General features: G+C 71.0%; 23 protein-coding genes. 13 read left to right on the forward strand and 10 right to left on the reverse strand.

The window, feature by feature from the left end; all coding sequences use genetic code 11:
* Window positions 1–2: 2 nt before the first annotated feature.
* The 4 genes from ACFQQJ_RS03940 to ACFQQJ_RS03955 form a co-directional block, all read right to left on the reverse strand.
* Window positions 3–674, reverse strand: coding sequence for a DNA-binding response regulator (locus ACFQQJ_RS03940; RefSeq protein WP_377104326.1), 672 nt, complete (start codon window positions 672–674; stop codon window positions 3–5).
* A gap of 92 nt (window positions 675–766) precedes the next feature.
* A complete protein-coding gene (dtd, locus tag ACFQQJ_RS03945; protein ID WP_377104328.1) occupies window positions 767–1,198 on the reverse strand; it encodes a D-aminoacyl-tRNA deacylase in 432 nt (143 codons plus the stop codon).
* The gene (locus tag ACFQQJ_RS03950; protein WP_377104330.1) at window positions 1,152–1,949 is read right to left on the reverse strand and encodes a DUF4184 family protein; all 798 of its coding nucleotides are present in this window, start codon (window positions 1,947–1,949) and stop codon (window positions 1,152–1,154) included. Before ACFQQJ_RS03950 ends, dtd begins: the two co-directional genes overlap by 47 nt.
* A gap of 203 nt (window positions 1,950–2,152) precedes the next feature.
* Complete coding sequence (locus ACFQQJ_RS03955) at window positions 2,153–3,109, reverse strand: hypothetical protein (protein ID WP_377104332.1); 957 nt, start codon at window positions 3,107–3,109, stop codon at window positions 2,153–2,155.
* Between the two features lie 254 nt (window positions 3,110–3,363).
* Here ACFQQJ_RS03955 and ACFQQJ_RS03960 point away from each other — a divergent pair, with 254 nt between their 5' ends.
* From ACFQQJ_RS03960 to ACFQQJ_RS03970, 3 genes are read left to right on the forward strand one after another with little or no spacing between them, the layout of a single operon-like run.
* On the forward strand, window positions 3,364–3,861 hold the full coding sequence (locus ACFQQJ_RS03960; protein WP_377104334.1) for an FABP family protein: 498 nt from the start codon (window positions 3,364–3,366) through the stop codon (window positions 3,859–3,861).
* Window positions 3,858–4,793 carry a YgfZ/GcvT domain-containing protein gene (locus tag ACFQQJ_RS03965; protein ID WP_377104336.1) on the forward strand — a complete coding sequence of 312 codons (936 nt, stop codon included), beginning with the start codon at window positions 3,858–3,860 and terminating at the stop codon, window positions 4,791–4,793. Before ACFQQJ_RS03960 ends, ACFQQJ_RS03965 begins: the two co-directional genes overlap by 4 nt.
* Window position 4,794: 1 nt before the next feature.
* Entirely contained in the window at window positions 4,795–5,568 is a 774-nt protein-coding gene (locus tag ACFQQJ_RS03970; RefSeq protein ID WP_377104338.1) for an alpha/beta hydrolase, read from the forward strand.
* Here ACFQQJ_RS03970 and ACFQQJ_RS03975 read toward each other — a convergent pair.
* The 3 genes from ACFQQJ_RS03975 to ACFQQJ_RS03985 all read right to left on the reverse strand — a co-directional run bounded on the left by ACFQQJ_RS03975 (window position 5,565) and on the right by ACFQQJ_RS03985 (window position 10,408).
* Window positions 5,565–6,764, reverse strand: coding sequence for a DUF480 domain-containing protein (locus ACFQQJ_RS03975; RefSeq protein ID WP_377104340.1), 1,200 nt, complete (start codon window positions 6,762–6,764; stop codon window positions 5,565–5,567). The two genes, ACFQQJ_RS03970 and ACFQQJ_RS03975, sit on opposite strands and share 4 nt — an antisense overlap.
* Window positions 6,765–6,953: 189 nt before the next feature.
* A complete protein-coding gene (gene typA, locus ACFQQJ_RS03980) occupies window positions 6,954–8,816 on the reverse strand; it encodes a translational GTPase TypA (RefSeq protein WP_377104342.1) in 1,863 nt (620 codons plus the stop codon).
* 68 nt (window positions 8,817–8,884) lie between these two features.
* A complete protein-coding gene (locus ACFQQJ_RS03985; protein WP_377104344.1) occupies window positions 8,885–10,408 on the reverse strand; it encodes an amino acid permease in 1,524 nt (507 codons plus the stop codon).
* Between the two features lie 173 nt (window positions 10,409–10,581).
* On the opposite strand from ACFQQJ_RS03985, the gene ACFQQJ_RS03990 reads away from it, so the two are divergent.
* The 3 genes from ACFQQJ_RS03990 (at window position 10,582) to ACFQQJ_RS04000 (ending at window position 13,433) form a co-directional block, all read left to right on the forward strand.
* Complete coding sequence (locus ACFQQJ_RS03990) at window positions 10,582–11,253, forward strand: hypothetical protein (protein ID WP_377104346.1); 672 nt, start codon at window positions 10,582–10,584, stop codon at window positions 11,251–11,253.
* Window positions 11,253–12,209, forward strand: a complete 957-nt coding sequence (locus ACFQQJ_RS03995) for a hypothetical protein (protein WP_377104348.1) — start codon at window positions 11,253–11,255, stop codon at window positions 12,207–12,209. Before ACFQQJ_RS03990 ends, ACFQQJ_RS03995 begins: the two co-directional genes overlap by 1 nt.
* A gap of 102 nt (window positions 12,210–12,311) precedes the next feature.
* Window positions 12,312–13,433: a GTPase family protein gene (locus tag ACFQQJ_RS04000; protein WP_377104350.1), complete on the forward strand. Its 1,122-nt coding sequence runs from the start codon at window positions 12,312–12,314 to the stop codon at window positions 13,431–13,433.
* Between the two features lie 2 nt (window positions 13,434–13,435).
* Here ACFQQJ_RS04000 and ACFQQJ_RS04005 read toward each other — a convergent pair whose 3' ends face one another.
* The gene (locus ACFQQJ_RS04005; protein WP_377104351.1) at window positions 13,436–15,865 is read right to left on the reverse strand and encodes a leucine-rich repeat domain-containing protein; all 2,430 of its coding nucleotides are present in this window, start codon (window positions 15,863–15,865) and stop codon (window positions 13,436–13,438) included.
* Between the two features lie 298 nt (window positions 15,866–16,163).
* Between ACFQQJ_RS04005 and ACFQQJ_RS04010 the strand changes: the two genes are divergently transcribed.
* From ACFQQJ_RS04010 to ACFQQJ_RS04025, 4 genes are read left to right on the forward strand one after another with little or no spacing between them, the layout of a single operon-like run.
* The gene (locus tag ACFQQJ_RS04010) at window positions 16,164–17,660 is read left to right on the forward strand and encodes a methylmalonyl-CoA carboxytransferase subunit 5S (RefSeq protein WP_377104353.1); all 1,497 of its coding nucleotides are present in this window, start codon (window positions 16,164–16,166) and stop codon (window positions 17,658–17,660) included.
* Window positions 17,661–17,671: 11 nt separating this feature from the next.
* Complete coding sequence (locus ACFQQJ_RS04015; RefSeq protein WP_377104355.1) at window positions 17,672–19,231, forward strand: acyl-CoA carboxylase subunit beta; 1,560 nt, start codon at window positions 17,672–17,674, stop codon at window positions 19,229–19,231.
* Window positions 19,232–19,236: 5 nt separating this feature from the next.
* Complete coding sequence (locus ACFQQJ_RS04020) at window positions 19,237–19,494, forward strand: hypothetical protein (protein ID WP_377104357.1); 258 nt, start codon at window positions 19,237–19,239, stop codon at window positions 19,492–19,494.
* A gap of 14 nt (window positions 19,495–19,508) precedes the next feature.
* A complete protein-coding gene (locus ACFQQJ_RS04025) occupies window positions 19,509–19,871 on the forward strand; it encodes a biotin/lipoyl-containing protein (RefSeq protein ID WP_377104359.1) in 363 nt (120 codons plus the stop codon).
* 418 nt (window positions 19,872–20,289) lie between these two features.
* Here ACFQQJ_RS04025 and ACFQQJ_RS04030 read toward each other — a convergent pair whose 3' ends face one another.
* A complete protein-coding gene (locus tag ACFQQJ_RS04030; protein ID WP_377104361.1) occupies window positions 20,290–21,036 on the reverse strand; it encodes an SDR family NAD(P)-dependent oxidoreductase in 747 nt (248 codons plus the stop codon).
* 66 nt (window positions 21,037–21,102) lie between these two features.
* Between ACFQQJ_RS04030 and ACFQQJ_RS04035 the strand changes: the two genes are divergently transcribed.
* Window positions 21,103–21,852, forward strand: coding sequence for a phosphoglyceromutase (locus tag ACFQQJ_RS04035; protein ID WP_377104363.1), 750 nt, complete (start codon window positions 21,103–21,105; stop codon window positions 21,850–21,852).
* A gap of 82 nt (window positions 21,853–21,934) precedes the next feature.
* Here ACFQQJ_RS04035 and phoU read toward each other — a convergent pair whose 3' ends face one another.
* Window positions 21,935–22,600: a phosphate signaling complex protein PhoU gene (gene phoU, locus ACFQQJ_RS04040; RefSeq protein ID WP_377104365.1), complete on the reverse strand. Its 666-nt coding sequence runs from the start codon at window positions 22,598–22,600 to the stop codon at window positions 21,935–21,937.
* 189 nt (window positions 22,601–22,789) lie between these two features.
* Here phoU and ACFQQJ_RS04045 point away from each other — a divergent pair, with 189 nt between their 5' ends.
* Window positions 22,790–23,911: a sensor histidine kinase gene (locus ACFQQJ_RS04045; RefSeq protein WP_377104367.1), complete on the forward strand. Its 1,122-nt coding sequence runs from the start codon at window positions 22,790–22,792 to the stop codon at window positions 23,909–23,911.
* Window positions 23,908–24,585, forward strand: coding sequence for a response regulator (locus tag ACFQQJ_RS04050; RefSeq protein ID WP_377104369.1), 678 nt, complete (start codon window positions 23,908–23,910; stop codon window positions 24,583–24,585). The genes ACFQQJ_RS04045 and ACFQQJ_RS04050 overlap by 4 nt, the downstream gene beginning before the upstream one ends.
* Window positions 24,586–24,702 lie beyond the last annotated feature (117 nt).

Below are 24,702 nucleotides of genomic sequence, written 5' to 3' on the forward strand. Positions count from 1 at the left end.
GTTCAGCGGCGGACGCCGGCGTCCGGGGAGAACCGGTAACCGACGTTGCGCACGGTGCCGATCAGGGCCTCGTGCTCCGGGCCGAGCTTGGCCCGCAGCCGGCGCACGTGCACGTCGACCGTCCGGGTGCCGCCGTAGTAGTCGTAGCCCCACACGTCGGCGAGCAGGTGCTCGCGGCTGAACACCCGTCCGGGGTGCTGCACGAGGTACTTCAGCAGCTCGAACTCGGTGTAGGTGAGGTCGAGGGGCTCGCCGTCCAGCATCACGGAGTAGGCGGCGTCGTCGATCACGATGCCGCCGGAGGAGATCAGCCCGTCGTTCGCGGCCGCGGTGACGAGCAGCCGGATGCGCGCCTCGAACTCGGCCGGGCCGCAGGTGTCGAGCACCATGTCGGAGATGCCCCAGTCGGCGGCCACGGCCGCCAGCCCGCTCTCGGCGAGGACCAGCAGCAGGGGCACGGTGGATCCCGACGACTGGAAGAGCCGGGCCATCATGCGCGCCCCGGCGAGGTCCGAACGCCCGTCGAGCACGACGAGGTCGGCGCGCGCGGACTCGGTGAGCGCCTGGGTGTCGGCACCGACCAGGTGGATGTCGTGGGGCAGCAGGGCGAGCACAGGGAGCGACCGCTCGGCGCCGGCCGCGACGTCGTTGCTGACCAGCAGCAGCTGCGCCATGATCACCACCTCCCCGGACACCTCGCCCGATCGACCCGGGTAAACCTTAGTGATACCTCGGTCCCTGCCGATACACGGACCGAACCGGGGGATCAGGCGTCGAGGTCGAGGACGAGCGTCACCGGGCCGTCGTTGACCAGCGACACCTCCATGTCCGCCCCGAACCGTCCGGTCTCCACCCGCGCGCCACGAGCGCGCAGTGCTCCGACGTAGGCGTCCACGAGGGGTTCGCTCACCGGGCCCGGCGCGGCGGCGTTCCACGACGGCCGGCGTCCCTTCCGGGTGTCGGCGTAGAGCGTGAATTGGCTCACCACGAGCAGCGGGGCGCCGAGGTCGGCGCAGCTGCGCTCACCGTCGAGGATGCGCAGCTGCCAGGTCTTCTCCGCGAGCCGGTCGGCGATCGACGCGTCGTCGGTGTGCGTCACCCCCACCAGGACCAGCAGGCCCGGCTCGCCGATCGCGCCGACGACGGTCCCGTCAACGCGCACGCTCGCCCGGCTGACCCGTTGCACCACCACCCGCACGCGCCCATCCAACCATGCGCGGAGCGAGGCCGACGCCCCAGCACACGGCCAGCAGCGTGAGGGCAGCGACGCCGATCCCGCCGGTGAGGCCGGCGAAGGCGATCGCGTCCCACGGCAGGCCGAAGCCGCCGGAGGCGAGAACCCGCGCCACGCCGCCGGCGAGCCCGGCAGCGCCGACGACCCAGGGCAGTGACCGCGCCAGCGCTGGGTGGCCCGCATCGCCCTCCCCCTGGGTGCGGGGTCGCCGCCACGCGGCCAGGGCGACCGCCGCCAGCCCGACCGCCCCGCTGGCGTACTGGGCGTAGCGGTACCCGGCGAGCGGGCCGACCGGGCTCGGGTAGCTGGCCGCCAGCGCGGGAAGGGCCGTCGTGCCCCAGCGCCCGGGGTGGGTGAACTCGTCCCAGCCCACGTGGGTGGCGGCACCGATCGCGAGCGCGAGGGGCACCACCCACCAGGCGCCGACCGTCCAGCCGGTCGGCGCCCAGCGCTCCCGGACGGCGGCCGGGGACAGGCCGTGCAGGGCGTCGGCCGCGGAGCGCCACAGCGCCCACATCGCGAGCCCGAGCACCACGTCGACGGTGACCACGCCGGCAGCGGTGTGGGTCCACGGGGTGAGCACGCCGAGAACCGGCAGGTAGTAGGGCAGGTCGGGAGCCATGCTGCCCGCCGCCAGCGCGGCGAAGGGGAGCACGCCGCCGCCCACCCGCCGCAGCGGCAGCACCGCAGCGACGTGGCTGGGCGTGAACGGCATGCCCAGAGGATAGGTCGCCTCCCCGAGCCCGCCTCACCGCGGGTTTCGGCGCGCACGGACGGCCCGGTCGGTCGCGAGCCCGCCTCACCGCGTGTTTCGACGCGCCAAACCCCGTCTGGAGCGCCCTTTTCCGCGCCGAAACCCGCGCTGAGCGCGGCCGGCGTGCGGGACGGGCGCTGCAGCGCGCCGAAAGCCGCGGTGAGTCACCGGGCGAGGGCCCGGTCGACCCGGGCGACCACCTCCCAGGGCCGGAACATGATCTCCTCGGCGAGCCAGCGCACGACCTGGAAGCCGAGGTCGCGGAACACCTGCTCCCGCTGCTTCTCGCGCACGAACGCCCGGGGGTCGGCGTACTTCACCGCGCCGTCGCACTCGCCGATCACCCCGTGGGCGCGCCACAGGCAGTCGGGGAAGAACAACCCGGCGGGCGTGCGGACGGGCGCCTGGTACTCCGGTCGCGGCAGGCCGGCCAGCGCGAAGTGGCCGGCCGACAGCGACTCCGCAGCCGACTCCCGGCAGGGCTCGGCGAGGGCGATCGACGCGGCGAGCGACGTGCGGCGCCGGGACCCGGCAACCTCGCGGAGGTGCTCGCGCGCCGCGTCCGCCAGGTGCGGGTTCGTGTAGTCCTGGCGGCGCACCTGCGCCACGAAGCCCGCGCAGAGCAGGCGGGCGGCGGCGTCGAAGAGCACCAGCGCCTCCGGCAGGCCGAGGCCGTCGGCGAGGTCGACGGCGGTGCGGGCGGGGCTGGTGACCGGGGTGCCGTCCGCATCGGTGATCACCTGGCCCCGCGGAAGGCGGGCCGTGTGGTGCTCCCCGACGGCCCGCACCGCGCGGACGCCGGTACCAGACGGCAGCGTGATCGCCACGGGGAGGTCCTCCCACGGCCGGCCGGGGGACGGCATCCCCCAGGCCAGGGCCGCCGACTGGTGGCTGAGCACGCCGGACGGGTTGGCCGCCACCTCGGCCCGCGCCCGCAGCAGGTGCCGGGCGGCGGGGTCGTCGGGCCAGGACGCGCGCGCCAGGTAGACGCCCCGGCGCAGCCGCACGAGGTCGCCGTGCGACACCGCCGTGGTGATCATCCGCTTCGTCACGCCCGTGTCGAGCAGCGCTGCGGCGGTGGTGGGACGGGTGGGACGGAGCCAGGGAATGGGTGCGGGCACATCCTGATCCTCCGGTCGACGCACCCCGCCGCGGTCACACTCGCCCCCGGCCTGTGGACGACGCCGCCGGCCGCGCGAGCCTGTGGACGGCGCCCCCGGCCGGGAAGGGACGGCGTGCCCCGGCGGTTATGCTGCACAGGTGCTGACCCCGCTCTCTGTGACAGGTGTGGTGGTGTTCACCGCCTGCCTGGTGCTGTTCGTCCTCGCCGGGCTCGGCATCGTCGCGCTGGTGCGCGGCAGAAGAGGGGAGTGAGATGGCTTTCGAGATTCCGTCCGACCTGAACCCGGCCCTGGTCGGCGTCGCGTGGCTGCGCGGACGCTGGGAGGGCACCGGCTACCGCCAGTGGCCCGGCCTGGAGAAGCACAGCTACGCGCTCCAGGTGGACTTCGCCGACAACGGCGAGGACTACCTGCACTACCTGTGCCAGGCGTTCGAGGTGGACGAGGCGGGCGCGCCGACGAAGCCGCTGTTCATGGAGACCGGCTTCTGGCGCCCGCTGGCCGACGGCACGGTCGACGTCGTGATGTGCTCGCCGGACGGCTTCGCCGAGATCTGGTTCGGCAAGCTCCAGCCGGGCCGTCTCGACCTGGTGACCGACGCGGTCGCACGCACCCGGGACGCCAAGGTGGCCTATACCGCGGGCCGGCGCCTGTACGGCAACGTCGAGGGACGCCTGCTGTTCTCTTTCGACCGCGCCACAGAGGACCACGAGCTGCAGCCCTACCTGTGGGCGCAGCTCGAACGCCGGTGACCGTCCGGGTCCCCGAGGGCGTGGACGCCGGTGCCGTCTGGCACTACGGCGACCCCCTCCGGGAGCAGAAGGCGCTCGAGGCCGGCCGCGCGGGGGTGGACCTGTCCCACCGGCCCCTGTTCACCGTCGGCGGCGCGGACCGGCTGCGCTGGCTGAACGACATCACCAGCCAGGACTTCGCCTCGCTCGCGCCCGGCACGCCGACGGTCGCCTACATCCTCGACGCCCAGGGCCACCTGACCCATGTGTTCGGGGCCGTGGACGACGGCACCATCCTGTGGTGCCACACCGAGCCGGGTCGCCGGGACGCGCTGGTGGCCTGGCTGCGCCGGATGGTCTTCGCCGCCCGGGTCGAGGTGGCCGAGCTCGGCGCTGATCACGCGCTCGTGCTTCCCCCGGGATCGACGACCGGGCCGGTGATCGTGCCGGCGGCGGAGGTCGAGGCCGTGCTCGGCGACACCCGCGCCGGTACCTGGGCGATGGAGGCCGTCCGGATCGCGTCCGGCACGCCGCGGATCTTCCTCGACACCGACGAGCGGACGATCCCCAACGAGCTCGCGAATCCCTCCGGCGACCTGCTGGGGCCCGCCGTGCACCTGCGCAAGGGCTGCTACCCGGGCCAGGAGACGGTCGCGCGGGTCTACAACCTCGGCCGGCCGCCGCGCCGGCTGGCCCTGCTGCACCTGGACGGCAGCGCGGAGCGGCTCCCGACGGTCGGGGCCGACGTGCTGCTCGAGGGCCGCGCGGTGGGCCGGATGGGCACCTCCGAGCGCCACCACGAGCTGGGCCCGGTGGGCCTCGCGCTGCTGAAGCGGACGGTCCCGGTCGACGCCGTGCTGGAGGTGGACGGGGTGGCGGCGTCCCAGGAGGCACTGGTCGACCCGGAGTCCGGGCTGCACTGGCGCCCGGAGCCGGGACTGGGCAGGGCCTGACGTGCGGCGCGTCCTCGCCTGGGTCGGCATCGTGGTCGCCGTGGCCCTCGCCTTCGGCGTGGGCTCCGCGTGGCCAGTGATCGTCCGGCCGCCGCTCGTGCTGGGCCAGGACGCCGTCACGGACGCCGCGTCGGCGGGTGTCACCCCGGTGCTGGAGACCGCGGGCGGTGGCCGGGTGATCGACGTCCCGCCCCCCACGGGCACCTCGCGCAAGGACATCCTGGTGGTCCTGTACCCCGGGGGACTGGTGCGTCCCCAGGCCTACGAGTGGCTGGCCAGGGCGCTGGCCGTGCGCGGGTACGAGACCGTGATCCCCGAGTTCTCCTTCGACCTGGCCGTCACCGATCCCGGGCGCGCGACGGCGCTCATCGCGCACTACGGGCAGGGCCGGAGGGTGGTGCTCGCCGGCCACTCCCTCGGCGGGGCGATGGCCGCCCAGTACCTCGCGGACGAGCAGCGCGCGGGACGGCGTCCGGCCGCGGGACTGGTGCTGATGGCGGCCTACCCTCCCGACGGTGCCGACCTCAGCGGATCCGGCCTGGCCGCGCTCAGCCTGCGGGCGGCCAACGACGGCGTGGCCGATGCCGCGGACGTCGCGGGCGGACTCGCCCGGCTCCCCGCGGGCACGCCGCTGGTGGACGTCCAGGGCGCCGTGCACAGCTTCTTCGGCCGCTACGGCCCGCAGGCCGGCGACGGGGTGCCTGGCGTCAGCAGGGCGCAGGCGGAACAGCAGGTCATCGACGCTGTCGCCGGCTTTCTCGGCGGGTTGTCCTAGGCCGGGCGACGCGCGAGCACGTACAGGCGAGTGGTCTGTGCCTCGTCCGGATACGGCGAGCGGACGTACCACTCCGCCACCTCGAGGCCGGCTTCGCCGACGGCAGCGAGCACCTGGTCGCGGTCGTGGGTGACGACGTCCAGGTCGACCGCGACGCCGCACAGGGTGTCGGCGTGCACGATGCCCTCGCCCAGGTGGAGCGCGAGCGCGAGCGTGCCGCCGGGACGCAGGGTGGCGGCCACGCCGGCCATCGTCGGCGCCAGTTCGGACGGAGCCAGGTGGACGAAGGCGTACCAGGCGACGACGGCCCCCCACGCCGCCGCGTTGCGGGGGCGGAGCAGCTGGTGGAACCGGCCGACGGCGACGTCGAGGTCGGGGAAGTTGGCGCGCGCCTGCTCGACCATGGCCGCGGATCCGTCCAGGCCGTGCACCTCGATGCCGGTGTCGGCGAGGAACGCCATGATCTGGCCGGGTCCGCAGCCCAGGTCCATCACCGGGCCGTCGGCCTCGGCCGCGATCCGCTCCAGGATCCAGACGTCGAACGGCTTGCCGACCAGCTCGTCGATGAGCGCCTCGGAGTAGGCCGCTGCCGCGGCGTCGTAGGCGGCGAGGACGGCCGCGTCCCGCGCCGCCGCGCCACCGGCGAGGACGGCCTCGCGGTCGGCGGGGGCGTCTGCGGCCGGCGCGCCGGCGGCCACCGGGCCCAGCAGGTGCACCCAGCGCCGGTCCTGCTGGCCGCGCTGCAGCGGCAGCTCGCGCACCAGCGGCGGCGAGGCCGACGCCAGCCGGGCCAGGCAGGCCGCGACGGCGTCCTTGTCGGCGAAGGGGTGGAGGCGTTCGGTGCGCGTCCTCAGCTCCCCGGGCGACTGGGGGCCCCGCAGCAGCAGGACGGTGAGCAGCGCCCGCTCGTCGTCGGCCAGCGCGAGCTCGGCGTCGAGCAGCTGGTGGTACTTCAGCGTCCGCGAGCCCTTCTCGGCCCAGACCACACGCACCAGCCGCCGGTCCCGCAGCCCCTTGAGGGCCTCGGTGAGCGTCTTCTCGTCGTAGTCGGTGACCGGTTCGCGGCTGGACGTCTGGTTGCAGGCCGTGCGCAGCGCGTTCAGGGTGAGCGGGTAGCTCCCAGGGACGGTGTGCTGCTTCTCGAGCAGGCTGCCGAGGATGCGCTGGTCGGTGGCGTCGAGCACCGGAAGGGACATGGCAGCAGGCTAGCCAGCCCGGCGGCGTGCGTCGCCGGCCGTGGGCACCGTCGGGTTCAGGACTCCGGATCGGGTATGCCGTCCCAGCCACTGGTCATGCGCGCTCCCGGGGGTCAGCTGTCCGCCCAGAGTCTAGGGCGGTGCCGCCGGTGTGGCGGGAGCGGACGCCGTGTCCGTACAGACCGGTGGTCAGGCCTTCTTGGCGCGGTTGCGCAGCTTGGCCCGCTCGTCCGCGCCGAGGGTGACCTTCCGGATGCGCACATTCTTCGGCGTGACCTCCAGGCACTCGTCCGAGCGGCAGAACTCCAGCGACTGCTCGAGGCTGAGCAGGCGCGGCGGGATCAGCCGCTCCAGCTCGTCGCCGGTGGAGGAGCGCACGTTGGTGAGCTTCTTCTCCTTGGTGGGGTTCACGTCCATGTCGTCGGCGCGGGGGTTCTCCCCGACGATCATGCCCTCGTACACCTCGTCGCCGGGGGCGACGAACAGCGTCCCCCGCTCCTGGAGGTTGAACAGCGCGTAGGAGGTGACCGTGCCCAGCCGGTCGGCGACCAGCGAGCCGGTCAGCCGCGTCCGGATCTCGCCCGCCCACGGCTCGTAGCCCTCGAAGACGTGGTGCATGATGCCGGTGCCGCGGGTCTCGGTGAGGAACTCGGTGCGGAACCCGATCAGGCCCCGGGCCGGGATGACGTACTCCACCCGCACCCAGCCGGTGCCGTGGTTCACCATCTGCTCCATGCGCGCCCTGCGCGTGCCCATCAACTGGCTGATCGTGCCGACGTGCTCCTCGGGGATGTCCACCGTGAGCCGCTCGACCGGCTCGTGGAGGTGCCCGTCGATCTCGCGCGTGAGCACCTCCGGCTTGCCGACGGTCAGCTCGAAGCCCTCCCGGCGCATCATCTCCACCAGCACGGCGAGCTGGAGCTCGCCTCGTCCCTGGACCTCCCAGGTGTCGGGACGCTCGGTGTTCAGCACCCGGATCGACACGTTGCCCACGAGTTCGGTGTCGAGGCGGTTCTTCACCAGGCGGGCGGTGAGCAGCTTGCCCACCCGGCCGGCGAGCGGTGAGGTGTTGATGCCGATCGTCATCGAGATCGACGGCTCGTCGACGTGGATCAGCGGCAGCGGACGCGGGTCGTTCGGGTCGGCGAGGGTCTCGCCGATGGTGATCTCCGGGATGCCGGCGATGGCCACGATGTCGCCGGGGCCGGCCGACTCCGCCGGGACCCGCTCGAGCGCCCTGGTGATCAGCAGCTCGGACAGCCGGACGTTGCTGATCGTCCCGTCGTGGCGGCACCAGGCCACCGTCTGGCCGCGGGTGATGGTGCCCTCGACGATGCGGCACAGCGCCAGCCGTCCCAGGTAGGGGGAGGCGTCGAGGTTGGTCACGTGCGCCTGGAGGGGGGCGTCCTCGGTGTAGAGGGGGGCCGGGATCGTCTCCATGATCAGCTGGAACAGCGGCTCCAGGTTCGGCGAGTCGGGCATGCCGCCGTCCTCGGGCTTGGTCATCGACGCCCGGCCGGCCTTCGCGGCGCAGTAGATGATCGGGAAGTCCAGGTGGTGTGCCTCGTCGTCCTCGAGCAGGTCGAGGAACAGGGCGTACACCTCGTCGATCACCTCGGCGATGCGGGCGTCGGGGCGGTCGACCTTGTTGATCACCACGATGATCGGCAGGTTCTTGGCCAGCGCCTTGCGCAGCACGAAGCGGGTCTGCGGGAGCGGCCCCTCGGAGGCGTCCACCAGCAGCAGGACCCCGTCCACCATCTCCAGGCCGCGCTCGACCTCGCCGCCGAAGTCGGCGTGGCCGGGGGTGTCGATGATGTTGATCGTGACGGTGGAGCCGTCGCCGAGGACGTGGTCGACGGCGGTGTTCTTGGCCAGGATCGTGATGCCCTTCTCACGCTCCAGGTCCATGGAGTCCATGACGCGGGTGTTCACGTCCTGGTTCTCGCGGAAGGCGCCGGACTGCCACAGCATGGCGTCCACCAGGGTGGTCTTGCCGTGGTCGACGTGGGCGATGATGGCGACGTTGCGCAGGTCTGCGCGTGCGGGCATGCCGGACTCCGGATCTTCAGGGAACCAGCCAAGCCTACCGGACGCCGCTCCGCGCCCCCCGGCGGGGGCTAACGCGGGTCGTGCGGGGCGTGGCCCTCCTCCATCGCGGCGAGCATGTCGGGACGAATGCGGACGCCGGTGGCGAGCCGGGAGTGGCTGCGGGAGTAGAGGAAGTAGATGAGGAAGCCGATGACCAGCCAGATCAGGAACCTCAGCCAGGTCTCCACAGAGAGGTTGAGCATCAGGTAGCCGCAGATCACCGCGGAGAGGATCGGCAGCCACGGCGACAGCGGCACCCGGAACGACCGGGGCAGGTCGGGACGCTTCCTGCGCAGCACCACGATCCCGATCGAGACCAGGACGAACGCCGACAGCGTGCCGATGTTCACCATCTCCTCGAGGACGCCGACCGGGGTGAAGCCGGCCACGACCGCGACCACGCCGGTGACGATCGCGGTGATCAGCCAGGGGGTGCGGTACTTCGGGTGCACCTTCGCCAGGCCCATCGGCAGCAGCGCGTCGCGGCACATCGCGAAGATCAGGCGGGTCGCGCCGATCATCAGCGTGAGGACGACCGTGGTGAGGCCCGCGACCGCGCCGGCGGAGATCAGGGTGGCCATCCAGGCCTGGCCGTGGAACGCGAAGGCGTTGGCCAGGGCAGCGCTCGGGTCGAGCTGGTCGTAGGGCACCATGCCGGTCACCACGAGGGCCACCGCGCAGTACAGCACCGTGCAGATCGCCAGGGACGCGATGATGCCGATCGGCAGGTCGCGCTGCGGGTTCTTGGTCTCCTCCGCCGTGGTCGCCACGACGTCGAAGCCGATGTAGGCGAAGAACACCAGGGCCGCGCCCGCAAGGACGCCGCCCACGCCGAACGTGGACGGGACAGCGCCGGTGACGAACTGGAGCAGCGGCTGCGTCCACACCTCTGCACCCGTGCCGGAAGCCGTCGGCGCCGCCGGCGGGATGAACGGGGTGTAGTTCGCGGGGTTGATGAAGCCGATGCCGGCGAAGATCACGAACAAGACGATGAACAGCTTCAGCCCGACCAGGGCCAGGTTGACCCGCAGCGACTCCTTGATGCCGATCGTCACCAGGAAGCCGAGCACGATCACCAGCAGGATCGCCGGCAGGTCCACGACGCCGCCGTAGCTGAGGGCCTCGGGCAGCGTGATGCCCAGCTTGCCCAGGAACGCGCCGAGGTAGGCGCTCCACCCCTGGGCCACGACGGACGCCCCGAGGAACATCTCCAGGATCAGGTCCCAGCCGATGATCCAGGCGAAGATCTCGCCCAGCGAGGCGTAGGAGAACGTGTAGGCCGAGCCCGACACCGGCACGGTGGAGGCGAACTCCGCGTAGCACATGGCCGCCAGCGCGCAGCAGATCGCCGCGATCACGAAGCTGATCACGATGGACGGGCCGGCCACGTTGTGGGCGGCCCGGCCGGTCAGGGTGAAGATGCCTGCGCCGATGACGACGCCGACGCCGAAGACCGTCAGGTCGAGGGCGCTCAGCGACTTCTTCAGCTGGTACTCGGGCTCGTCGGTGTCGGCGATCGACTGCTCGATCGACTTGGTGCGCAGCAGGCTCATGGGGTCCTTCTCACGGGGGTACCGGGGCCGCCTCCTCGCGGCCCACGTGCAACCTGAGGAACTTATGCCCGTCTCTCGAATGGCGGTCGCCGTGGTCACCATTCGGTCGTCGCCACGGACAAGCCGCGCTGCTAGCCTCGTCGCGTCACACTCCTACAAGCAGGGAGGCCGAAGTGGGTTTCCTCGACTTCTGGGGAGCGGTCGGCCGTGCCCTGTGGGGGGTCTTCACGCTCGACCGCTCGACGGCGGAGTGGTTCGCCGCCCATCCGGCGAACGGTCAGATCGCGCTCACCGTCGCCCTTCTCGCCGGGATCTCGATGCTCCTGGGCGACTCGGCCGTGCTGTTCTTCAACCGCGTGCGCGGGATCCGGTTCGGGGTCTCGCTGCTGCTCAACGGGCTGGGCATGATCGGCCTCTACCTGGTGCAGGCCGTCGTGCTGGTTCTCGTGGGCGACTGGGTCGTCGGCCACGACCCCATCGCGCCGTTCGTGATCCGCGGGATGCTGTTGTCCACCGCCCCGATGGTGTTCGGCGTCCTGGCCCTCGTCCCGTACTTCGGGCCGGCGATCGCCCGTTTCCTCCAGGCCTGGTCGGTGGTGGCACTGTGGGTGATCGTGCAGGTGCTGTACGACACCAGCCTGTGGCGCGCGCTCGTGGTCACCCTGCTGGCATGGGGGTCAATGCAGCTGATGTCCTGGGCCCTGGCGAGACCGGTCGCCTACCTCGGCAGCCGGATCTTCCGTCTGGTGAGTGGGCACCCCGTGATGCTCACCGGCCGCGACCTGCTCTCCGGCCACCCGTTCCTGCCGGTCGAGGAGCACCCCGCGAAGGGAGGGCGGGACTGATGCTCACGATCCTGCTGGTTGGGCTCCTTGTCTTCGTCCTCCTCGCGCTCACCGTGGCGCCCCTGGAGGCGCTGGGCTGGTGGTCGAAACGTGGTGCGGAGGAGGCGGCGCAGACCGTCCAGCAGATTCTGGTGGACGACGACGGGGACGACACGCCGGAGCCGTTCGAGCACTACATCGTCTACCTCTCCGGCATCGGTGCGATCGACGGCCGCTCCATCCCGCCAGAGGAACTCCCGCTGGTGGAGGCGCTGGAGGCGCTGCCGAACACCGCCGTCATCCGCGACGTCTTCCCGTACTCGGTGACGAACAAGGGGCTCACCGGCCAGCGTGCCCTCAGCTGGCTGTGGAGCCGGATCGAGAAGGCCCGGCTGAAGAAGCCGGAAGCCCTCGCCGGCATGCTCGTCAACGCCCGCAACGCGATGCAGCTGTTCGTCAGTGCCGACCGGCGCTACGGCCCGGCGTACAACCTCGGCACCGCCCGCGAGGTGGTGGAGGCGCTGCGCAGGAAGGGCTACCAGCTGGACGGCGGCAAGCCGGTCACGCTCATCGGCTGGAGCGGCGGCGCGCAGATCTCCATCGGTGCGGCCTGGTACCTCGGGATGGGGAAGATCCCCGTCCGGGTGGTGTCCATCGGGGGGATGATGTCCGACGACCCGGGCCTGGCGCGGGTGGAGCACCTGTGGCACCTGCGCGGCACCAAGGACGTGTTCGAGAAGCTCGGCGGGGTGATGTTCGCCGGACGGTGGCCGCGCGCAGCCTTCTCGCCGTGGAGCGACGCCCTCAAGGAGGGGCGGATCGACATCATCGACCTCGGCCCGATGCACCACAACGGCAAGGCCCACTACTACGACCCGAACGTCATCGGCTCCGACGGGCGCAGCTACCTGCAGGTGACCATCGACGCCGTCGTCGCCGTCCTCACCGACCGGCCCGTGGACACCATCCCGGGCTGACAGCCGTCTCGGACGCCGGGGCCGCGGTCAGGGCCCGAACCCGGGGGCGATTCAGGGCATGCCCGGCATGGTCCGTCGCGGCCCGCTGAATAGGCTGGCCCGGTGACGCAATGGTTCACCGAGAGCTTCCGGGCAGAGTTCGCCAAGCAGGAGGCCGAGCTCGGCCGGGTCAACATCGCCGTGTTCGGCAAGACCGGCGTCGGCAAGTCGACGCTGGTGAACGCCATCTTCGGCGAGCCGGTTGCGGTGACCGGCATCGGCGCCCCCGTGACGAACGGTTCGCACCTCTACCTCGACAAGCGCGGCTCGCTGGGGGTCATCGACACCCGCGGGCTCGAGCTCGGACGGGACGACGACAAGATCATCGGCGAGCTCACCAAGGCGGTGAACCAGAGCCGCGGCAAGCCGATCGACGAGCAGATCCACGTCGCCTGGTACTGCCTGCGCGGCATGGACCGTCGCTTCGAGGACTTCGAGGAGCGGTTCATCCGCACCCTGGACTCCCTCGGGCTCCCGGTCGTCGTGGTGCTCACCCAGGTGCCGATGCGCGACGGCGTCTACCACCCGGACGCGATCGAGCTGGCCCGCCAGCTCGAAGCCCGAGGCCTCCCCATCGTCGACGGCCGCCCGTACCTGACCTACGCGATGAGGGACCAGTTCACCGGTCAGCCGCCCTACGGCTTGATGGAGGTCCTCGGTGCCACCTTTCGCCGCGCTCCGGAGGCGGTCCAGGGAGCCCTCGTCGCGGCCCAGGCGATCGATGTTCAGCTCAAGGCGAGCCAGTCGAACAAGGCCATCGCCGCTGCCGTGACCGCCGCTGCCGCGGCCGCCGCCGTCCCGATCCCGTTCTCCTCCGCGGCCATGCTGGTGCCGATCCAGTTGTCGATGATGGCCCGGATCGCCCAGCTGCACGGCCTGGGCCTGGACAAGTCGGCGCTGCTGGCGATCGCGTCCACCTCTGTGGCCACCTCTGCCGGACGGGCGGCCGCCGCCGGCCTGCTGAAGTTCATCCCCGGCGCGGGCAGCGTGGTCGGCGGCGTGATCAACGCCTCGGTCGCCTCTTCGTTCACGCTGGCCATGGGACAGGCGTGGGTGGTGGTGTGCCAGCGGGCGTTCACGAAGTCGCTGCCGACCCTGGACGGCAAGCTCGACGCGTCCGCCGTCGGCCGGCTGTTCGAGTCCGAGCTCGCGAAGCGGATGCCGCGCATCCGCCACAAGGACTGACGTCAGGCCGCGACGACCGCCGCGGTCGGCACCGACGTGCGGCGCGAGGTGTAGTAGCCCCGCTTCGTCGCGGTCACGGTCACGGTGATCGTCTTCCCCAGTTCGGCGGAAGAGACGACGTGGGTCCTACCGGTCTGCCTCGCCAGCACGCGTCCGTCCGCATACCACTGGTAGGCCAGGTTGACGGGGGCGGGTCCCCAGGCACCGGGATCGGCGGTGAGCGTGGAACCGGCCTTCGCGTCCCCGCTGACCGTCGGCACGACCGGGAGGAGGAGGGCCTTGTGGACCGTCACCGACTTCGAATACTCGGTGTGGGCGTAGTAGCCGGAAGCGGTCCCCCTCACCTTCACCCGCAACTCGTCGCCGACGTCCGAGGACGTCACCGTGTACGTCGCGGCGGTCGCGCCCTTGATGTCCTTGCGGTTGCGCTGCCACTGATAGGTCAGCCGCACCTCCTTGTTGTACGTGGAGGCCACGGCGGTGAGCGTCGCGTCCGTCGCTGCCGGGCCTGCGACCTTCGGCCGAGCAGGGAAGCTGATCCACCCGGTCAGGGTGGCGCGAGTGCGAGACGAACAGCGAGTGGTGTCGGCGTAACCGTCCAGGTGCCCAGTGACACAGACCGAGAGATGTGCGCCGCGGTCGGCGCCGACGGCGTTGTAGTAGTAGCTGGTCGCGGCATCGCCGGGGATGGCCGTGCCGTCGCGGTACCAGCGGTAGGTGAAGTGGTCGACCTTCGGGCTCCACTCCCTCACCTGCGCGCCCACCGAAAGGCCAACCGTCGGTACGCCGCCGACGGTCGGCGTGTACGTCCGGCTGAACTCGCGATCGGGTCCGGCGGCGACGGTGTAGGAGGCACTGAATGTCTGCGACGAGTCATTGACCTGGACCGCCCCCCGATAGGTCCCGGACAGGGGGAAGGTTGCCGCACCGTCGGTGCAGGGCGCGGCGGGGGTGAACGTGGGGCAGAGCTTCTCGCCCCGGACGTCCCGAAGGCCGAGGTCGCTCGGGACGCCGACGGTTGCGGCGGGATGCGTGAGGGTCTGCCAGGCCGCATGGACCAGCGCCGTGTCCGGAAGTGGGCTGAGGTCGCGGACGTGGTTGAAGTCGAGCCCGACCCCCGCCCCGCCGGCGACCGACGCGAGCGGGCCCACGTCCTCGATCTCGTTGCGGTGCAGCGCCACCGAAGTCAGACGCGCGCCGCGCAGTCCTTCGATGGAGCGGAGTCCGTTGCTTGAGAGCCGGGCGACGGTGAGGTGAGCGAGGGTGCCGGGCGAGCCGAGATCGGCAAGGTGGTTCCCCGTGGCGCTGAGGCTGGCCAGGTGCGGCACCTCGCCGAGCGGGCTGACGTCGGTGACACCCGTCTCGTCGAGCGCAAGGGTGGCGAGACCAGAGAGGCCGCGCAGTGGCCGGAGGTCGGCGACCGGATTGCGGGACAGGTCCAGCGTGGTGAGAGCGTGCAGCCCGGTGAGGGGCGAGATGTCGGTGATCTCATTCCCGGCGAGTTGGAGATTCTTCAGCTTCTCAAGGGACGCGAGCGCAGAAAGGTCGGTGATCGCGTTCTCGCCGAGGTCGAGGCTCTCGAGTTCGCTCAGGGACGCGAGCCCGGCGAGGTCGGTGATCTGCGCGCTGCGGACGTTCAGGTGGGTGACGTCCTCGAGCGCGCCGATTCCGGAGAGGCTGGTGAGTCCGGCCGCGCGGATGTCGACGTTCTTCACGGACGATCCCGCCGGGATGCCGTCGAGCCGCTCCAGGTGTGGGCCGGAGAGGTCGAGCCTCGCGACGGAAGCGGGCAGGTGCAGCCCGGCCGGCGTCGCGCCGTCGACGCGGACGTGCAGCAGGTCGAGGGCGGGCAGGCCGTCCAGCACGGAGAGGTCGGTGAAGCCCGACTCGAGCAGCACTTGGTCCAGCAGCGGCAGGTCCGCGAGCGGGGCCAGCGAGGTCGACGGGTCGAGCCTGAGTTGGATCGCGCGGAGCTGCGGCAGGTGCCGGACGATGCCGATATCCGACACCTCCGGAAGCTTCAGGCCCAGCGCCCACAGCTTGGGGAGGGTGGCGATCGGCGACAGGTCCACTGGCTCGCTGGTCTGGATGACGAACTGCTCGACCGCGCCGAGCCCGGTGATCGGGGCGAGGTCGGTCAGCGCGGTGCTCTCGAGGAAGAGGACGGTCGTCCCGGTAAGCAATTCCGCGCCCGTGACATCGCGGATCACACCGTCGCCGTACTCCCAGCACGAGACCAGTCGCAGACGCGCCAGGTTCTCCGCGGTCAGTTCCGGCGGGAGCTCCTGCAGGTTCAGGTTGCGTTGCAGGCAGTGACGGAAGCTCGCGTCCGGCACCGCGGCGGTATCGTCGGCCCTCGCTGGTGCCGCTCCCAGTCCACTGATCCCGAGCGCGAGCACGGACGCCAGCGCGCAGAGTGCGCGTGCCTTCATCGCTACCTCCGAGCCTCTCCCCCAGGAGGATATGTAGCCCGCTGCCCACCCGGCGCCGGAACGGTCGACTTCGTACACCTTCGTCGGGAGCCTCGCTACGCGTCCTCCGCCTCGCTGCCCGGGCTTGCGTCGCGAAGAAGCACTACACGTAGCGAAGCGGTGATTCGGACGGGGTTGTGGAGTGGGCCCGGAGGCGGGTCCGAGCACCATTTCTCACACATGAGACGACGCGTCTCACGCCTGTCCCGAATCGGCCGGATACGACGAGGCGTAGTAGTGGGTCTGAGAGGATTGCACCATGAGTCAGCGAACCATTGGTGTGACCGAGCTCGCCCTCCGCGACGCCCACCAGAGCCTCATGGCGACCCGCATGGCCCTCGAAGACATGGTCGAGGCGTGCGAGGACATCGACCAGGCGGGCTACTGGAGCGTCGAGTGCTGGGGCGGCGCTACCTACGATGCCTGTATCCGATTCCTCAACGAGGATCCCTGGGTGCGTCTGCGGACCTTCCGCGAACTGATGCCCAACTCCCGTCTCCAGATGCTGCTGCGCGGCCAGAACCTGCTCGGCTACCGCCACTACGAGGACGAAGTGGTGGAGCGGTTCGTGGACAAGTCCGCCGAGAACGGCATGGACGTGTTCCGCGTCTTCGACGCGCTGAACGATCCGCGCAACATGGCCCACGCGATGCAGGCGGTCAAGAAGACCGGCAAGCACGCCCAGGGCACCATCTGCTACACGATCTCCCCGCTGCACACCGTCGAGGGCTACGTGCACCTGGCCGGCCAGCTGCTCGACATGGGTGCCGAGTCGCTTGCGCTGAAGGACATGGCTGCGCTGCTGCAGCCGCAGCCCGCCTACGACATCATCCGCGGCATCAAGGAGACCTACGGCGAGGACGTGCAGGTCAACGTCCACTGCCACGCGACCACCGGCGTGACCCTCGTCTCGCTGATGAAGGCGATCGAGGCCGGCGCGGACGTCGTCGACACCGCGATCAGCTCGATGTCGCTCGGCCCGGGCCACAACCCGACCGAGTCCCTCGTCGCGATGCTCGAGGGCACCCCGTACACCACGGACCTCGACCCGGAGCGCCTGCTGCGGATCCGCGACCATTTCACCAAGATCCGCCCGAAGTACGCGGAGTTCGAGTCGGCCACCCTGGTGGACACCGACATCTTCTCCAGCCAGATCCCCGGCGGCATGCTCTCGAACATGGAGAGCCAGCTGAAGGCCCAGGGTGCAGGCGACCGCATCAAGGAGGTCATGGCGGAGGTGCCGCTGGTCAAGGCGGACGCCGGCCACCCGCCGCTGGTCACCCCGTCCAGCCAGATCGTGGGCACGCAGGCCGTGTTCAACGTCCTGATGGGCAAGTACAAGGTGATGACCGGCGAGTTCGCCGACCTGATGCTCGGCTACTACGGCGAGTGCATCGGCGAGCGCAACCCCGAGGTCGTGGCGATCGCCCAGGCGCAGGCCAAGAAGGACCCGATCACGGTCCGTCCGGCCGACCTGATCCCGCCGGAGTGGAACAAGCTCGTCGAGGACGCGTCCAAGCTCGACGGCTTCGACGGCACCGACGAGGACGTCCTCACCTACGCCATGTTCCCGGGTGTCGCCCCGGGCTTCTTCAGCGCGCGTGACGACGGCCCGACGAACGTCGGCAAGTCGGCCGAGCAGCTGAAGGCCGAGGCGGACGCCGCCAGTGGCGCTGCCAACGCCGTCCGCGGTCCGATCAAGTACAAGGTTTCCTTCGGCGGGCGCGAGCACAGCGTCCAGGTCGAGATGGCGTGAGGTGAGTTGAGATGAGCAAGAAGCCAGTACCGATGAAGAAGCGGGTCGAGGACCTGCTCGAGGCCCGGCTCACCGCCCGCGCCGGCGGTGGCGAGGCCCGCCTGCAGAAGCAGCGCGACGCCGGCAAGATGACCGCCAGGGAGCGGATCGACGCGCTGATCGATCCGGACAGCTTCCAGGAGATCGGCCTGTTCCGGAAGAACCGCACCGTCACCTTCGGGATGGACACCGCGGTCATGCCGGCCGACGGCGTCGTCACGGGCACCGGCTCTGTCCTCGGACGCCCGGTGCACATCGCCAGCCAGGACTTCACCGTCATGGGTGGGTCCGCGGGCGAGACGCACTCCAAGAAGGTCGTCGAGATGATGAACGCGGCGCTGGAGACCGGCACCCCGTTCGTCTTCATCAACGACTCGGGCGGCGCGCGCGTCCAGGAGGGGATCGACTCCCTGTCCGGCTACGGCCAGGTGTTCTACGCCAACGTGCTGCTGTCCGGCGTGGTGCCGCAGATCTCGATCATCGCCGGCCCGTGCGCCGGCGGCGCGGCCTACTCCCCGGCGCTGACCGACTTCGTCATCCAGACCCGCAAGGCCCACATGTTCATCACCGGGCCGAGCGTCATCAAGCAGGTCACCGGTGAGGAGGTCGACTCCGACCGCCTCGGCGGCGCGGACGCCCACATGTCCGTCTCCGGCGTCAACCACTTCGTTGCCGACGACGACGAGCAGGCGATCCTGATCGCGAAGAAGCTGCTCAGCTTCCTGCCGCAGAACAACAACGAGGAGCCGCCGCTCGTCGACGGCGACTACAGCGTCGACTACGACCCGTCCCTGCACGACGTCGTCCCGGTGGACGGCAAGCAGGGCTACGACGTGCGCGAGGTCATCGCCAAGGTGGTCGACTACGGCGACTTCCTCGAGGTGCAGGCCGGCTACGCGGCGAACATCGTGGTGGGCTTCGCCCACATCAACGGTCGCAGCGTCGGCATCGTCGCGAACCAGCCGAACGTGATGGCGGGCGTGCTCGACATCAACTCCTCGGACAAGGGCAGCAAGTTCGTCCGGTTCTGCAACGCCTTCAACATCCCGATCGTGACCTTCGTCGACGTCCCCGGCTACATGCCCGGCGTCGCCCAGGAGCACGGCGGCATCATCCGCCACGGCGCGAAGATGCTGTACGCGTACTCCGCGGCCACCGTGCCCAAGATCACCGTCGTCCTGCGCAAGGCCTACGGCGGTGCGTACATCGCCATGTCCTGCAAGGACCTGGGTGCGGACAAGGTGTTCGCGTGGCCGACGGCGGAGATCGCGGTCATGGGTGCCGAGGGTGCCGCGGAGATCGTCTTCCGCAAGGAGATCGCTGCCGCCGAGGACCCCGTCGCCAAGCGGGCCGAGCTGGTGGAGGAGTACCGCAGCACCTTCTCGACGCCGTTCGTCGCGGCCGCGCGTGGCCTCGTGGACGACATCATCGATCCGGGTGACACCCGTCGGAAGGTGGCCATGGCCCTGGAGCTGCTGGCCACCAAGCGCGAGCTGCGTCCGGCGAAGAAGCACGGCCTCGGGCCGGTGTGATCGCCATGTCCACCAACGAGGAACTGCTGGAGCTCGTCAAGTCGCTCAGTGAGCGGGTCGAGGGGCTCGAGGTCAAGATCAAGTCGCTCGAGGTGCACACCAAGGACGTCCCCGAGGACACCATGGTGGCCATCGCCGCCGCGGTCGCCGCGTACCTCGGCCACCGCGCCCGGCGTCGCCAGCGGCGCTTCGCCACGGGTCGCAACTGGGCGTCGAACACGCGTCGCTCCCAGCACACCCACCACCCGCTGTACACGCGCTGAGTAAGGAAAGACCAATGAAACTGAAGGTGACTGTCAACGGCGTCGCGTACGACATCGACGTCGAGGTCGAGGAGCAGGAGACTCCCTCACTGGGCGCGATCGTGATCGGCGGGTCGTCCCACGGGCCGGTCGCGCCGACCACCGCGTCGGTGCAGGCGTCCTCGGCGAACGCCGTGGTCGCGCCGCTGGCCGGCACGGTGGCCCGGGTCCTGGTCGAGGAGGGCCAGGAGATCGAGGCCGGCGAGGTGCTGTGCGTGCTCGAGGCCATGAAGATGGAGACCGAGATCACCGCGCCGAAGGCCGGGATCGTGGCCCGCATCCTGGTCGAGAAGGGCACCGCGGTCCAGGCCGGCGTCGCGCTCGTCGAGCTCGACTGACCTTTTCGACGAAGGGACGGCTCCGGGATTCGGAGCCGTCCCTTCGGCTTTGTGCGGAGTCCTGGGACCGTCACCGGTCCGGTCGCCGGAACCGTCCCGACTCGATCGCCGTCGGGTGCGGCTCGGCGCCTCGAGCAGGGCGAACTGTGTGGACCGACGCAGCGACACGGACGTCTTCTTCGGCGCCACCTCGACGTCCTCCCTGAGCGGAGGGCAGAGGCTGAGCCGGTTGCGGCGCGTCGAGGACGGCGAACCACTCATCCAGGCTTCGCCCGGTCCGCGCCGGGATGTTGCCGATCATCGTCCGGGTTGCGGCGTCGACCTCCATGCGGCCGGACGCCAGCCCCTTCCGCCTCGTCCGTGCTTGGACGAAGGTGACCTCGGCTGCCTCCTCACCCCAAGGACGGTTCCCTTCCGCTCACTCGTAGGTGCCGCGGAACACCTTGTGCTGGGCGGGCTGGGCGACCGGACGGATCGTCAGCCGGTCGATGTTGACGTGCGCGGGGCGGGTGGCCATCCAGGTGATCGCCTCGGCGACGTCCTCTGCGGTCAGGGGCGCCGGGACGCCGGCGTAGACCGCGTCCGCGCGGGACCGGTCACCGCCGTAGCGCGTCAGCGAGAACTCCTCGGTGTGCACCATGCCGGGGCAGATCTCGGTGATCCGCACCGGCTGGTCCCAGAACTCCAGGCGCAGGGCCCCGGCGATCATCCGCTCGGCAGCCTTGGCCCCGCAGTAGCCGGCGCCGCCCTCGTACGGGCCGTCGGCGGCCACGGAGGTGACGAACACGATCGCGCCGCGGGCCGCGACCAGCGCCGGCAGCAGGCCGCGGGTCACCTTCTCCGTGCCGATCACGTTGACCTGGTACATCCGCTGCCAGGCGTCGACGTCCGCCTCGGCGACCGGCTCCTGGCCGAGCGCCCCACCGGCGTTGTTCACCAGCACGTCGAGCCGGGGGCCGGCCGCCTCGACGAGCGCGGCGACGCCGTCGTCGGTCGTGATGTCGCAGGCGAGCGCGCGCCCGCCGATCTCGTCGGCCAGCGCCTGCACGCGATCGGCCCTGCGGGCCGCGCAGACCACCTCGAACCCCTGCGCGGCGAGCTGTCTCGCCGTGGCCGCCCCGATGCCGCTGCTCGCCCCGGTCACCACTGCACGTCCTCGTCCCATGGGCGCGATTCTGCCAGCCTCGAAGACCGGCGGATCGGCGCGGCCGAGGGCCGATAGGCTCAGACCATGACTGCAACGCTGATCCTGCTCCGCCACGGCGAGAGTGAGTGGAACGCCAAGAACCTGTTCACCGGGTGGGTGGACGTCGACATCAACGAGAAGGGCGTCGGCGAGGCGAAGCGCGGCGCCGAGCTGCTCAAGGCCGAGGGGCTGTTGCCCGATGTCGTGCACACGTCCGTGCTGCGCCGGGCCATCCACACCGCGTACCTCGCCCTCGACGGGTGCGACCGCCACTGGATCCCCGTGAAGCGCTCCTGGCGGCTCAACGAGCGCCACTACGGCGCCCTCCAGGGCAAGGACAAGGCCCAGACCCTGGCGGCCTACGGCGAGGAGCAGTTCATGCTCTGGCGTCGTTCCTACGACACGCCGCCGCCGGCGATCGCCGCCGACGACGAGTTCTCGCAGTACGCCGACCCGCGCTACGCAGACCTCCCGTCCGAGGCCCGGCCGCTCACCGAGTGCCTGGCCGACGTCGTCGTCCGGATGCTGCCGTACTGGTACGACGCGATCGTGCCCGACCTGCGCCTGGGCAAGGTCACCATCGTGGTCGCGCACGGGAACTCGCTGCGTGCGCTGGTCAAGCACCTCGACGGGATCAGCGACGCCGACATCGCGGGCCTCAACATCCCGACCGGCATCCCGCTGGTGTACGAGCTCGACGACGACCTGCGTCCGACCGTCCCCGGTGGCCGCTACCTCGACCCCGAGGCCGCCGCCGCAGCAATCGAAGCCGTCAAGAACCAGGGCAAGAAGTAACCCCCGCCATCACGAAAAGTGGACCGAACCCGCCGAGATCGGCGGTTTCGGTCCACTTTGCTGAACGGGAGGGGTGGGGCGGTCAGGCGACGGGCCAGTTCTCGCCTTCGGGCAGCAGACCGGTGACCACGTAGATCACGCGGGAGGCCATCAGCACGGCGTGGTCGGCGATCCGCTCGTAGTAGCGGCCCAGCAGGGCCACGTCCACCGCGGCCTCGACGCCGTAGGACCACTCGCTGCCGAGCATCACCCGGAACTGGCTGCGGCGCAGCTCGTCCATCTCCTCGTCGCTGTCGGCGAGCTTGCCCGCGTCGTGGGCGTTGCGCTCGCGCAGCGAGCGGCCGGCCGTCGAGACCATGTCCTCCGCGACCCGCGCCATCAGGGTGAAGTTGGGCACCAGGCCGTCGGGAACGGCGTGCTCGGGGTAGCGCAGGCGGGCGATCTTCGCCACGTGCGCCGCCAGGTCGCCCATCCGCGCCAGGTCGGCGACCATGCGCATCGCGGCGACCACCGTCCGCAACTCGCCGGCGACGGGGGCCTGACGGGCCAGCAGCGAGAAGCACCGGGCCTCGAGCTCGTCGTGGGTGCGGTCGATCGCCGCGTCCTGGCTGATCACCCGCTCGGCGGTGGCGAGGTCGGCCTCGAGCAGGGCCTTGGTGGCGTCGCGGACGGCCACCTGCACCGCCTCGCTCATCCCGACCAGGTCGGTGACCACACTCTGCAAGCTCTCGTGGTAGTTGTCGCGCATCCTGCTTCTTCCGTCTCCGGCGCCGCTGTTGGCGCAATTGTCCCTCCGAAAGGCTAGACAGGTGGCCGGTGCCCGGATCGGCACCGTCGGGAACGGGAGGTGAACAGTCGGTGAATCTTCGCCGAAGCCGGCCCCGGACGGCCGGGATTCGGCGTTCGGGCCCCCGCAAGCCTGTCTAGACTCCGGAACATGACGCCCATCGCTCTGGCCCTGCTGGGCCTGGTGCTGGGCGCCGGGCTCGGAGCCCTGGCCGTGTGGCTGGGCGTGCGCCGCGCAGCGTCCCGGGCGGCCAGCCAGGTGATCGCCCGCCAGCAGCTCGGGGAGATCCTCGGCCCGCTCACCGCCGCCGTCGTCGTGGTCAGCGCGGACGACACCGTGCTCGCCGCGTCCACCTTCGCGAAGGCCTGCGGGCTGGCCCGCGGATCGTCCCTGGGCCCGTCCGTCGTGGTGGAGGCGCTCGCCCGCGCCCGTCAGGCCCAGCGCGCGGAGGGCCTCGACCTCCGGCTCCCCGCCGGCCCGGCGAGCCCGGCCGTGCAGCTGGAGGTACGCGTGGTGCCGCTGAGCAACGGTGCGGCCGTCGTCGTCGGCGAGGACCGCTCGGCCGACCTGCGCTTCAGCGAGACCCGCCGGGACTTCGTGGCCAACATCACCCACGAGCTGAAGACCCCGATCGGCGCCATCACGCTGCTCGCCGAGGCCGCCGACGCGGCCGCGGACGACCCGGACGCCGTGCACAGCTTCCTCGGCAAGCTCTCCAAGGAGGCCCGCCGTCTCAACGAGCTGGTGTCGCAGATCATCGCGCTGTCCCGGCTCCAGGCCGAGGACCCGCTGCTCGCGGCCCGCACCGTGGACGTGACCGCCATCATCGACGCCGCGGTGGCCCGCTGCCGCGAGATCGCCCACGCCGGGGGCATCAGCCTCTCGGTGGCCGCGGAGCCCGGCCTGTCGGTGATCGGGGACGCGGAGGAACTGGAGACGGCGGTGACGAACCTCGTGCAGAACGCTGTCGCCTACTCCGAGCCCGGCGCACGGGTGGCGGTGAGCAGCGTCGCCACGGACGGACGGGTCGAGATCCGCGTGTCCGACAACGGCATCGGCATCTCCGAGGCCGACCAGAAGCGCATCTTCGAGCGGTTCTACCGCGTGGACGCCGGCCGGAGCCGCGCCAGCGGTGGCACCGGGCTGGGGCTGTCCATCGTGAAGCACGTCGCCCACGCCCACGGGGGCGAGGTGACGGTGTGGAGCCGGCTCGGCCACGGATCGACGTTCACCCTCAGGCTGCCCGCCAGCCAGGAAGGAGCCCCGGCGTGACCAGGGTGCTGATCATCGAGGACGAGGAGACCTACCGGGAGACCCTGGGCTTCCTCCTGCAGAAGGAGGGGTTCGAGGTCGCCCTCGCCGCCGACGGCATCGCAGGCCTGGCCACCTACGACCGGCAGGGTGCCGACATCGTGCTGCTCGACCTGATGATGCCGGGGCTGAGCGGCACCGAGGTGTGCCGGCAGCTGCGGGCCCGCGGCAGCGTGCCGATCATCATGGTGACGGCGCGCGACACCGAGATCGACAAGGTGGTCGGCCTGGAGCTCGGCGCGGACGACTATGTCACCAAGCCGTTCAGCCATCGCGAGCTGGTGGCCAGGATCCGGGCGGTGCTGCGGCGCGGCCAGGAGGTGGAGCTGATCAGCGACGTTGTCGAGGCGGGCGGCGTCCGGATGGACGTCGAGCGGCACGAGACCACCGTCCGTGGCACGCCGGTGCAGCTGGCGCTGAAGGAGTTCGAGCTCCTTGAGCTGCTGCTGCGCAACGCCGGACGGGTGCTCACGCGCGGCCAGCTGATCGACCGCGTCTGGGGCCCCGACTACGTGGGCGACACCAAGACGCTGGACGTCCACGTGAAGCGCCTGCGCGCCAAGCTCGAGGCCGACCCGGCCAACCCCGAGCTCCTGCTCACCGTCCGCGGGCTGGGCTACAAGTTCAACACCTGAGGGCCGCCGAGCGGACGGGGCAGGGCGGGTGAGCACGGTTTCGGCCACGTCCCGGACGCGTCTCGCGCGACCGCGGCCGGGACGTCGCGGTTGTGTCGCCGACTAGGGTGCTCCCTT

Source organism: Propionicimonas sp. T2.31MG-18, from assembly GCF_964266745.1.
In the GTDB taxonomy this organism is placed as follows: domain Bacteria; phylum Actinomycetota; class Actinomycetes; order Propionibacteriales; family Propionibacteriaceae; genus Propionicimonas.